The 11,253-nt window shown below is 40.0% G+C and carries 13 protein-coding genes; 3 read left to right on the top strand and 10 right to left on the bottom strand.

What is annotated here, in order from left to right; genetic code table 11:
• The first annotated feature begins 32 nt into the window (after nt 1-32).
• Complete coding sequence (locus tag ACOMA9_RS06045) at nt 33-749, top strand: GntR family transcriptional regulator (protein WP_003027950.1); 717 nt, start codon at nt 33-35, stop codon at nt 747-749.
• A 302-nt stretch (nt 750-1,051) separates the two neighbouring features.
• Here ACOMA9_RS06045 and ACOMA9_RS06050 read toward each other — a convergent pair whose 3' ends face one another.
• Genes ACOMA9_RS06050 through dhaK form a run of 4 tightly spaced genes read right to left on the bottom strand, consistent with a single transcriptional unit; the run spans nt 1,052 to nt 3,730 of the window.
• Nucleotides 1,052-1,765: an MIP/aquaporin family protein gene (locus ACOMA9_RS06050; RefSeq protein ID WP_151380429.1), complete on the bottom strand. Its 714-nt coding sequence runs from the start codon at nt 1,763-1,765 to the stop codon at nt 1,052-1,054.
• Nucleotides 1,766-1,777: 12 nt separating this feature from the next.
• Nucleotides 1,778-2,152, bottom strand: a complete 375-nt coding sequence (dhaM, locus tag ACOMA9_RS06055) for a dihydroxyacetone kinase phosphoryl donor subunit DhaM (RefSeq protein ID WP_330945190.1) — start codon at nt 2,150-2,152, stop codon at nt 1,778-1,780.
• A complete protein-coding gene (gene dhaL, locus ACOMA9_RS06060) occupies nt 2,149-2,730 on the bottom strand; it encodes a dihydroxyacetone kinase subunit DhaL (protein WP_330945191.1) in 582 nt (193 codons plus the stop codon). The genes dhaM and dhaL overlap by 4 nt, the downstream gene beginning before the upstream one ends.
• A 10-nt stretch (nt 2,731-2,740) precedes the next feature.
• The gene (gene dhaK, locus ACOMA9_RS06065; protein WP_330945192.1) at nt 2,741-3,730 is read right to left on the bottom strand and encodes a dihydroxyacetone kinase subunit DhaK; all 990 of its coding nucleotides are present in this window, start codon (nt 3,728-3,730) and stop codon (nt 2,741-2,743) included.
• Nucleotides 3,731-3,887: 157 nt separating this feature from the next.
• Here dhaK and dhaS point away from each other — a divergent pair, with 157 nt between their 5' ends.
• Together dhaS and dhaQ are read left to right on the top strand one after the other, a co-directional pair.
• Nucleotides 3,888-4,424, top strand: coding sequence for a dihydroxyacetone kinase transcriptional activator DhaS (gene dhaS / locus ACOMA9_RS06070; RefSeq protein WP_151380425.1), 537 nt, complete (start codon nt 3,888-3,890; stop codon nt 4,422-4,424).
• A 9-nt stretch (nt 4,425-4,433) separates the two neighbouring features.
• The gene (dhaQ, locus tag ACOMA9_RS06075; RefSeq protein ID WP_247906686.1) at nt 4,434-5,420 is read left to right on the top strand and encodes a DhaKLM operon coactivator DhaQ; all 987 of its coding nucleotides are present in this window, start codon (nt 4,434-4,436) and stop codon (nt 5,418-5,420) included.
• A gap of 55 nt (nt 5,421-5,475) precedes the next feature.
• Here the strand turns inward: dhaQ and purB are convergent, their stop codons facing one another.
• The 6 genes from purB to purE form a co-directional block, all read right to left on the bottom strand.
• The gene (gene purB / locus ACOMA9_RS06080; protein WP_151380424.1) at nt 5,476-6,771 is read right to left on the bottom strand and encodes an adenylosuccinate lyase; all 1,296 of its coding nucleotides are present in this window, start codon (nt 6,769-6,771) and stop codon (nt 5,476-5,478) included.
• A 14-nt stretch (nt 6,772-6,785) separates the two neighbouring features.
• Nucleotides 6,786-7,127 (bottom strand): hypothetical protein, encoded by a 342-nt coding sequence (locus ACOMA9_RS06085; RefSeq protein ID WP_330945193.1) that lies wholly within the window; start codon nt 7,125-7,127, stop codon nt 6,786-6,788.
• Between the two features lie 112 nt (nt 7,128-7,239).
• Nucleotides 7,240-9,258: a toll/interleukin-1 receptor domain-containing protein gene (locus ACOMA9_RS06090; RefSeq protein ID WP_330945194.1), complete on the bottom strand. Its 2,019-nt coding sequence runs from the start codon at nt 9,256-9,258 to the stop codon at nt 7,240-7,242.
• 104 nt (nt 9,259-9,362) lie between these two features.
• A complete protein-coding gene (locus ACOMA9_RS06095) occupies nt 9,363-9,590 on the bottom strand; it encodes a phosphoribosylaminoimidazole carboxylase (protein WP_151380336.1) in 228 nt (75 codons plus the stop codon).
• 11 nt (nt 9,591-9,601) lie between these two features.
• Nucleotides 9,602-10,690: a 5-(carboxyamino)imidazole ribonucleotide synthase gene (gene purK / locus ACOMA9_RS06100; RefSeq protein ID WP_037613054.1), complete on the bottom strand. Its 1,089-nt coding sequence runs from the start codon at nt 10,688-10,690 to the stop codon at nt 9,602-9,604.
• A complete protein-coding gene (gene purE / locus ACOMA9_RS06105) occupies nt 10,677-11,165 on the bottom strand; it encodes a 5-(carboxyamino)imidazole ribonucleotide mutase (RefSeq protein WP_037613056.1) in 489 nt (162 codons plus the stop codon). Before purE ends, purK begins: the two co-directional genes overlap by 14 nt.
• Between the last annotated feature and the right edge of the window lie 88 nt (nt 11,166-11,253).

An 11,253-nucleotide genomic window follows, 5' to 3' on the forward strand; every position in this document is an offset into this window, starting at 1 on the left:
TATGAGAGGGAAGCGAAAGAGAGGTGAATAACATGGCAATCCCTAAATACCAATACATTAAAGACGAACTCAAAAGCAAGATTATCTCAGGTCAATTTGAGAATGGAGATAAATTTTATACAGAAGCTGAGCTAATCACAATGTACGATGTGAGTTCTATTACTGTTGTCAGAGCTTTAAACGAGCTAGCAAAAGACGGATATATCATTCGCCAGCAAGGAAAAGGAACATTTGTATCACGTGCCCGCAAACACAAACTCGTTGAATTTTCTGACGTTGAGATATTTCCTACCCAAAATGATCAAGTGACCGTTTTATCGATCGAGCGCGGAAACGACTTGAAATTTCTTGATAAGTTAGATTTGAAGGGACACCAATTTTACTATAAAATTGAGAGACTTCGTAAAGCAAAAGATATCCCTTACATCTACCATCAATCCTATATCCCAGAGCAATATATCAATGCAAATTATCCAAATCTTGAATATTACAGCTCTATCTACAATCGCTTCAAACAAGACTATCATATTCATATGAATGATGAGCACTTTGAAGAAACCAATGAAATTATCTTCCCGACGCCAGAAGCTGTTGCAACATTACTGGACATTGACACAAACTTCCCAACGGTCTTTCAAGTAAAAACAACACAGTTAGAAAGCACAGGGCAAATTTTAGAGTATAGCGAAGCCTACAAACGTGGTGATTTCTTTAAAATCAAGTTCGTGTCACGCAGTGGAAATCACTAATTATTTTTACGTAAAGAACATCTGAATGCCAGTTGTTCTTTTTTTATATTTTGACCTCATTATAACCTATCTAGACCAATTTTGAAACAAAAAAGTACTATTTCGAAAAAAATATATACTAAACACGAGACAAACTACTGTTCATCTCGCGTTTGTTTTATTTTAGGGAACTATATCGCAGTTTACACCAATCACAATATGTAGTATTTTGAAACAAGATTTTTGTAAATTTGACAATCATACTTTGTGGTTGTGTACAAGTATATAATTCCTTTATTTTAAATATCTTGCCTTTGATATTCTTACATCATGCTTAAAACAAGATTATAAAACAAAGCCCCTACGACACCGCCGACAATTGGACCTAGGACTGGAATCCAAGCATAGGACCAGTCAGAATCCCCTTTATTTGCGATTGGTAAAAGAGCATGCATGATACGCGGGCCCAAATCCCGTGCAGGATTGATTGCATAGCCTGTCGTTGGTCCAAGTGAGAAACCGACTGCAAAAATAACCGTTCCTACGATGATTGGACCCAAACCAGCAGCAACTTTATTTGGACCAATTGCCATAATCGTGATGACAAGAATGGCCGTTCCCAGTGCTTCCCCCAAAAAGTTAGAAGCTGTGTGGCGAATGGCTGGACCCGTTGAAAAGCTGGCTAAAATCAAGCCTGAATCTTTCGTTTCAGCCCAATGAGGGTAATAGTGAAGCCATAGAACAAAAGCCGCAGCCATGGCACCCAGCATTTGTGCAAGAATGAACGGAAAAACCTGTCCCCAACTGATCGCTCCAATAGAAGCCATTGCAAATGTGACCGCTGGATTCAAGTGAGCTGGGCTGAAAAATCCAGATACATAAACCGCCACTGTACAAGCAATCCCCCAGCCTAAAACGATAGCAACCCAGCCAGTTCCTTCCTCTTTTGTCTTGCTCAAAACATTCCCAGCAACAACCCCATCACCAAGCAATACTAGGATAAAGGTTCCTAAAAATTCACCGAGATACTGAATCATAATCCGCCTCCTTTATTTTTTTATCTCCAATTCTTTCAATTGTTCTTGAATAGTTGCCAAATCTGCACCAGCTTGCAAGAGAGCAGCTGCTGTATAAGCCCCTTCAACAATGGGAACATTGTTGATGATAATGTCCTTATCTGAAAAATCTGCCACCAGCTCCAGATTCATGCGAGCTGATCCAAGATCAAAGAAAGCTAAAATCTTCTCCGCTTTGTTAGCTTCCACAACCGTTTGGACTTGTTCAAAACTTGTACCAATGCCGCCATCTTCTGTACCACCTACATAGGTCAGCAAGACATCCTTGGCAACTTCTGAAATTAAATCCACAAGGCCTTGAGCAATCCATTTTGAATGAGAAACGATGACAATCCCAACTTCTGTCATGCTTTTTCCTCCACTTCTAGCAAGGCTTCAAAAAGCAAGCCTGACGAATACGAACCGGGGTCAATATGTCCGATAGAACGCTCTCCGACATAAGAAGCCCGACCCTTCGTTGCTTTCATATCTTTCGTCGCTTCAACCAAAGTATGAATGGTGTCTTTGGTCAATTCTCCTTTTCGAAGAGCCGTCACCACACCAGACCAGACATCCACCATGGTTTTTTCACCCGGAACAGCTTTTCCTCGCTTTTGAATCATGTCAAGCCCTGCTTGAACAGCATCCGCCAAGCTAGTACCCTCTTTTTCCGCCTTCATTATTCCCATAAAGGCTGAGCCGTAAAGAGGACCAGAAGCCCCGCCAACCTTGCTAAGCAATTGCATCGAGACGGCTTGAAAGACTTCTGCTGAATTGGCAAAATCTTTTCCTTCCAGATTTTCAACGACAGCTGTCATACCACGCGCCATATTGCCACCGTGGTCTCCGTCACCAATGGGCGTGTCTAACTCTGACAGGTAGTCTTTGTTGGCTTGAATTTTTTCGTTAAAGAGAAGCATCCATTTCTTTGCTAATGCTGCATCCATATCGTACCTCCTACCAAGCAATCGTTGCAACTGGACTGTTCAAAGCTTCCAGCCAGTCTTCACATTCCAATTTGATAAAGGTCAGAGAAATGCCTGCCATGTCAATAGATGTCATGTAGTTTCCTAATTTCTTGTAAACAACTTCCAGACCTGCTGCTGCAAGGATTCCAGCCACATCGTTGGCAAAGACGTACTGTTCCATGAGCGGTGTTGCACCCATGCCATTGATAAGGATTCCGATTTTATCTCCTGCTTTGAATTCAAAAGAATCTTTTAATTTCGCCACCAATTCTTGTGCCAAGTCTTTAGACGGCTGCATTTTTTCTTTGCGATAGCCGGGCTCTCCATGAATGCCGATTCCAAATTCAATTTCGTCATCAGCAAGCACAAAGCCAGGTTTCCCAACTTCAGGAACGGTTGCTCCACTGAGAGCCAGCCCAACCGTATGAATCTGAGGAACCAATTCATCAGCCAAGGCCTTGATTTCACTCAGTGATTTTCCAGCACGCGCAGCATTTCCCAAAATCTTATGAACAAAAATGGTACCAGCAACTCCACGGCGACCTTGCGTATAAAGGCTATCTTCAACAGCAATATCGTCATCTACAACAACACTTGCCACCTCGATGCCTTCCATTTCTGCCATATCCTGCGCCATTTCAAAGTTCATGATGTCGCCAGAATAATTCTTGATAACCATGAACACACCTGCGCCCTCGTCTGCTTCTTTGATTGCCTGCAAGACTTGGTCAGGAGTTGGGGAAGTAAAGACCGCTCCGCAAATCGCAGCTGACAACATACCATCGCCCACAAAGCCAGCATGAGCAGGCTCATGACCGCTCCCGCCACCTGAGATAATCGCTACCTTGCCAGATTTTTCGCTATTTCGAGTAATGATGTCAAAGTCTTCTACACGATGCACTAAATCACTGTGGATATAAGCCAAACCGTCTAGCATTTCGTCCACAACAGCCGTTGGTTGATTGATAATTTTTTTCATGAGTTTCTCCTTTGCGTTATTTTTCTTATTTTTATTGTAAAATTCTTTGCTCCATTTTGGAACGGACAAAAGCAAAAATATGTCCCACTTTTTTAGTTTTCCTATTGCATTATTCATGATAAACTAAGGATAGAACAGAAAAGACTAAGGAGTAAAAATGACATTATCCTTAATCACGAAAAAAAGGATTGCCAAATCCTTTAAAAAATTACTGACCGAACAAGCTTTTGAAAAAATCTCTGTTCGGCAAATTATGGAAGACGCCGGTATTCGCAGGCAAACTTTTTACAATCATTTTCTGGATAAGTATGAATTATTAGAATGGATTTTTCAGACGGAGTTACGAGAGCAAGTCACAGATAATCTGGAATATATCTCTGGCTATCAGCTGCTGCAAGAATTGCTGCACTATTTTAGCGTCAATAAGAGTTTTTATGCACAATTATTTGACATCGTTGACCAAAATGACTTTTCTTCTTATTTTCAAACCTACTGTCAACAGCTTGTAGCCAAACTCGTCAGAGAATATCATTCCCGTCCTTTCCATTCTGAAATGGAGTATCATTTTTTCATTCATTATCACAGTCAAGCGCTTGCGAATGCTATCAAACATCTGCTGGATTTATCTGAGCAAGATTACCAGCAACAGGCGCAGCTCTTAACACAACTAATCAAAACAGCTATAGAAAATTAAGGCAAGTATATGGTTCACATTATCAATTCAATTCATTCAAGCATTCAGCAAAACATCAATGCAATTACCCGCATGTATCCTCACCTTTCACAGCTGAAACAACTGCCCGTCATTTATCATAATCAGCACGATTCTTCTGTCGTGCCCATTATTTCGGGTGGCGGCAGCGGTCATGAACCAGCTCATTTTGGCTATGTGGGCGATGGTATGTTAACCGCTGCTATTAGTGGCCCCATTTTTGTGCCACCTTGTGCGGAGCATATTCTAGAAACCATTCGTTTTCTGCATCAAGGCAAGGGCGTTTTTGTCATTATTAAAAACTTCGATGCTGATATTAAAGAATTTTCCCAAGCCATTTATCAAGCACGCAAGGAAGGAATTCCAGTCAAATACATCATTTCCCATGATGATATTTCAGTCGAAAAAAGCAACTTCCAAATCCGTCACCGTGGAGTTGCAGGAACAATTCTTTTACATAAAATTCTCGGGCAAGCTGCCAAAGAAGGAGCCAGTCTGGATGAGTTGGAAAAACTCGCTCTTTCTCTGTCCACCTCCATTGCGACACTAGGAGTAGCTACAAAATCTGCCACCTTGCCAAGCAAGCAGTTGCCTATCTTTGATTTGCCCCAAGGTCAAATTTCCTACGGAATTGGAATCCATGGCGAACCTGGTTATCGAATGGTTCCGTTTGAATCTTCCGAGCTACTTGCTGTGGAGCTCGTCAACAAAATCAAAATGAAATTCAAGTGGCAAGAAGGGCAAGAATTTATTCTCCTCATCAATAACTTAGGCGGTACTTCAAAATTGGAAGAACTCGTTTTCACAGATGACATTCTTCAACTGTTGGATATAGAAGGCTTGAAACTGCCCTTTGTCAAAACAGGTCACCTCATCACAAGCCTAGATATGGCAGGACTTTCTGTTACCCTCTGCCATGTTTCTGACAGCTCCTGGCTAAAAGCCTTAGAAACCCCAACCAATGCTTTTGCTTGGTGAGAGAGCAAAAATCCAGTGAAATCAAGCTTGATTTCACTGGATTTTTTAGTTTGTTTTAATCCAAACCTATACGGTGGAAAATATCATCCACACGCTTAGTGTAGTAAACTGGATTAAAAATATCGTCAATTTCCTCTGGTGTTAAACGAGAAGTCACAGCTTCATCAGCTTCTAGTAGCGGACGAAAATCTGTTTGATTGTCCCAAGAATAAGCCGTCTTTGGCTGTACCAAGTCATAAGCCTCTTCACGTGTCATGCCTTTTTCAATCAGACTCAGCATAACGCGCTGGCTGTAAATAAGACCAAAAGTTGAATTCATATTGCGGCGCATATTTTCAGGGAAAACAGTCAGATTCTTAACGATATTGCCGAAGCGATTGAGCATGTAATCAATCAGAATAGTCGTATCAGGTGTGATGATACGCTCCGCTGAAGAATGCGAAATATCACGTTCATGCCAGAGAGACACATTTTCATAAGCCGTCACCATGTGACCGCGGATCACACGAGCCAGACCGGTCATATTTTCAGAACCAATCGGGTTGCGTTTGTGAGGCATAGCAGAGCTACCTTTTTGTCCCTTGGCAAAGAATTCTTCCACTTCACGCTGTTCAGATTTTTGCAGACCACGAATCTCAGTCGCCATACGCTCGATAGAAGTTGCAATGCTTGCTAGCACTGCAAAGTACTCAGCGTGAAGGTCACGAGGAAGGACCTGTGTAGAGATTTCTTGGGCACGGATGCCAAGCTTGTCGCAGACGTATTGCTCTACAAATGGTGGGATGTTGGCAAAGTTACCAACCGCACCAGAAATCTTACCAGCTTCCACACCAGCAGCCGCATGCTCGAAACGCTCGATATTGCGCTTCATTTCGCTGTACCAAGTCGCCAATTTAAGACCAAAAGTTGTAGGCTCAGCGTGCACACCGTGGGTACGACCCATCATGATGGTGAACTTGTGCTCCTTAGCCTTGTCAGCGATGATGTTGGTGAAGTTTTCAAGGTCACGACGGATGATGTCGTTGGCTTGCTTGTAAAGGTAACCGTAGGCAGTGTCCACCACGTCGGTAGAAGTCAAACCATAGTGGACCCACTTGCGTTCTTCACCAAGCGTCTCAGAAACCGCACGCGTGAAAGCCACTACGTCATGGCGAGTCTCCTGCTCAATCTCCAAAATACGGTCGATGTCAAAGTCCGCTTTTTCGCGAATCAAAGCCACATCTTCCTTAGGGATTTCCCCCAACTCAGCCCATGCCTCATCAGCCAAGATTTCCACCTCAAGCCAAGCACGGTATTTATTTTCTTCAGTCCAAATGTTCGCCATCTCAGGGCGTGAATAACGGTTAATCATGTTGTTTGCTCCTTTTAATAATTTTGCATAAGTTTTTTTGCTCGTTCTTCAATAGATAACCTAGCACTCTCTGATATGGTAAGTTTAGATATATACCTTCTCCACTCTATCTCATTATTCTTCAACGCATTCACATATATTTGGCATTTTAGAAAATCGTTGTAATAATTGTTATTTTGCCTATTAAAATTAGATTTTTTCATGAGGTCTAACACTTTTTCTAATTGAAATAAATTTTTTGTTCTCTCAAAAAAGTCAACTTGAAATAGCAACAAATAGGTATTATCTTCTGGAAATTCTAAACAAGCTTGATCTAATATAGATTGAACTTCTTTATAATCTACTTCAATTTCCATCTTATACTTTGCTTTAGAAATTAAAAACATGTTTCGTGCACTTGGGGAATCAATCTTTTCAAAATCATTTAATAAAGACTCCAGTATTCTTTTCTACTTTAGGTAAGATTTCCTATCTTTGATAAAGAACGCTTTGAAAATAGGCATGTATATGGTAGGGATTATTTCGATTATTTTCATAGTTATCTTTAGCCATCAAATAAGCCTTATCATATTCCCCAATTTTATTATACAGCAAAACTAGCTCTCTCTTAGCCTGAGAGTAAGTACGATTTTCCTCCAAAACTTTGTTAAAGCGGTCAATTGCATCACCAAAGCGACCTATTTGCCTATAGTAAAATCCAAATAAAAAGTTGTGTTTATACCCTGAAATATTTTGAACTTCTACTTTAAATCGTTCATCCTTTAATCTAGCTAATGAGCTGCATAGAAAGAATCGGATTTCATCTCTTATATAGTTATCTAATATACCACTAGATTCCAATATTCTATATGCTAACTTGATAACAGTAGAATTTTTTCTATTATCATACAGATTCTTCATCGTTTTCAAATAATACGATGGAATAAGTTTATCCAGGGACACTGTTTTTCCTAATCTCAAATTTTCTTGCATAACAAACATTTCATCAGCGAGATCTAGGGTTGAATCGTTAATATCTATTGAATTAACGAATTTGTCTAAGGCATCTGATAGTTGATCATCTAAATGAATTTGTCTTTCATAATAATTTCTTGCCGCTAAATTTAAGGTTATATATTCACCATCCACACCTATTTTATTTACCATACCATGCCTAAAATATTTTTCAATATCATTAATTTTTTCTGAGATTGATGCATATTGTAAAATTTTAGATAATGACTCTAAATTAATAAAATTAAACTTAGACAATATTTTTAATACTTTATTGTCATCCTCAGTATAATTAAACTCTGAAATTATTGACTGAATTTTATTATCAGAATAATCGGAAACAATATGCATATTCTTATAAAGATAAGCCTTTGAATTTTCCTTAATTACATCAATCACATAGAATATTTCTTCAGGAAATCCTGAAAATAACTGACTGATATCAGATAATTCTTTCTTATCTAAAACTAAGTCATTAAGATTACTATATTGATAAAGTAATTTGTTTCTATCACTTGGAGTCAATACATCAATATGAAGATGAAATATGTTTTTTAAAGTAAATATAGAATAGGGCTTATATTTGCTTATTATGCAAGCCGATATATTTACAAACTCACTAGAATCAAATTTTTTAACTATTTGTTTAAACCAATCTGCCAATTCCCCAGTATGAGTTACAATAGCTCCTTGATCATCTATAAACAGTTTATCCCCTAATTGCGTATTTAGATCATATAACAATTTAAATGCAATATTAATCTTTTCATCTAAAGTGATTTTCATAAAATTAATATCACTTTCCCGATCTAAAACATTAGATAATTCTTTTATAAAATCCTCTATACTTTGATGACCATCCAAAACAATTATCGGTGATGAATACGACTTCCTAACTATTCCGGTCTTATCCAATGCTCTCTTTAAAAAACTTCGTCGACCTACTGTACTCATCCCAGAAGCAATGACAAAATTAGTTCTATCAATTGTGAAATCATTAATTCTATTTTCAAAACTTTCCATTTCAGAATTACGACCAACAAATAAATCTGTTTTTTTATTTAAAAAGTCACTATTTTTCCACGAAATTTCTGTAACTCTGGAAAAAATTATTCTAGATAACTTGCTTGGTGATTTTACTCTTTTTAAATTGTAGTTCTTCAGCCACTTTGGAATTTCTTTATCGCTATATTTAGTCACATCATCAATAATAACTGGTAAAATTCGTTGTTCATCTATGAAATCAGAATCTAATGTTTGCGCCCATGTAATTTCTTGTTTTACCCATTTCGAAGATAATGAATTATTTGAAAGTAGCAATACAAATAAATCCGTTTTCTCCATTAATCGTTTTATTTCTTCTATTGATTTTGCACCAGCCTCAAATGTTAATTCATCATAAACCAACCGATCTTCCCCAAGACTTTTCTTTAAATGATTAACTAACGGACGCACAAAATGTTCTTTATCTTTACTACTATGTGAAATAAACACTTTCCTCATTCTAAAAATTAAATCCTTTCCAAAATAACTAATCGATTTATGCTATATACTTCTTTCATATAGAATTAGAATTCATCACAACCGAATTATAATATTCATAGTCTAAACTCCTCTTTTCCTATCGCCACAGATGGATAATGGGACAGCTGGTTCAAGTCCGTATCCAGTGGCAGGTCATAGGTTGCTAGGTAATCTGCTGGGTACTGTTTTTGCAATTCCTCATATTTGGCTTGGATTTTCTCAGCGTCTTTGCTGGCAAAGAGCACTTCGACGATTCCTGCTTTTCCATTTTCAATAAAGGCATGGACAATGATTTGAATCATAACAAACTCCTTTAAAAATCTATTCCCTCACCTAGTTCTCTCACCTCATCCGGCTCATCACTAAACAGGGTCACGTGGCCCATTTTGCGGTTGTGTTTGGCTTCTGTCTTGCCGTAAAGATGGAAGTGGGCGCTAGGGTTTTGAGCGACGTAGGCTTGGGCTTGCTGGATATGCTGCCCAAGGACATTAAGCATGACAGCGGGAGCGTGAAGTTTGATGGCTGGGAGGGGTTGGCCGAGGACGCCTAGGATATGGGTGTCAAACTGTGAGAAATCACAGGCTTCGATAGAATAATGCCCTGAATTATGCGGGCGCGGTGCGATTTCATTGACCAAAATCTGGCTGCCAGCCACAAACATCTCTATACATAGTGTACCAGAAAGTTGGACTTCTGTGGCAATTTTTCTTGCCATTTGCAGTGCCTTATCCGCTAAATCTTGGGAAATCCGCGCTGGGACAATCGTTTTAGAAAGGATATTGTTGCGGTGGATATTTTCCTGAACTGGGAAAACCGTCACATCCTTACCATTACCAGACACAATGACCGATATTTCCATGGTGAAGGGCACGAAATCCTCCAGCACACAAAGAGTCTTGTCTGCCAAATCACGCGCAGTCACTAAACTCTCCTCGTCTCTAATGACCACCTGACCGTGACCGTCGTAACCGCCCGTTGCTGTCTTTAGTACACGCTTAGTCGCAAAATCATAGTTTGCAAGGTCTGTCGACGAGCGGATAATTCGATAAGGAGCCAAATCCACACCTGTACTTGAAAGAAACTCTTTCTCGTGTACTCGGTTTTGCGAAATACGTAGCAGCCTCGTTCCTTGCGGCAGATCTGCCAAATCAGCTACCGCATCTAAGCTGTCTGCGTCCACATTTTCAAATTCATAAGTCAGGACATCACAGCGCTCAGCTAATTGACGAAGAGCCGCCACGTCATCATAAGGAGCAACAATAACCTCACTGACACGAGCAGCTGGACAATTAGCAGCTGGATCTAGCGTAATGACCTTGTGACCTCGATAAATTGCAGCAATCGCCATCATTTGTCCTAATTGACCGCCACCGATAATTCCAATCGTTTTAGTTGAGTTCATTGCTAGACTCCTCAGCAATCTTTCCTTGTTTTTCTGCAAAATCAGCTAGTGCTTGGGCAATTTTGGCATCTTCAACAGACAGCAAGCGCAAAGCAAAGAGCGCTGCATTGGTCGCACCCGCTTCGCCGATAGCCATTGTTGCCACAGGCACGCCGCCAGGCATTTGCACGATAGAGTAAAGTGAGTCCACTCCGCTCAAAGCACGAGATTTGACAGGCACACCGATAACCGGCAACGTTGTTTTAGCTGCTACCATACCCGGCAGATGAGCTGCACCGCCAGCCCCTGTAATGATAACCTTAATCCCACGGCCACGCGCTTCCTCAGCATATCGAAACATAAGGTCTGGTGTTCGGTGGGCAGAGACCACCTTTTTTTCATAAACAACACCGAAGTCCTCAAGAACTTGGGCTGCTTTTTTCATTGTTTCCCAGTCGGATTTAGAACCCATGATAATAGAAATAATTGGTTGCATAATTTCTCCTTTTTCAAGCCTGCCTTAGGCTGTAGAGGCGTCGTGAACTTTCTTGCGTGTGATGCTACGCTTTTCTTCTCATCTTTTC

Source organism: Streptococcus atopicus (genome assembly GCF_049166725.1).
Lineage (GTDB): Bacteria > Bacillota > Bacilli > Lactobacillales > Streptococcaceae > Streptococcus > Streptococcus hominis.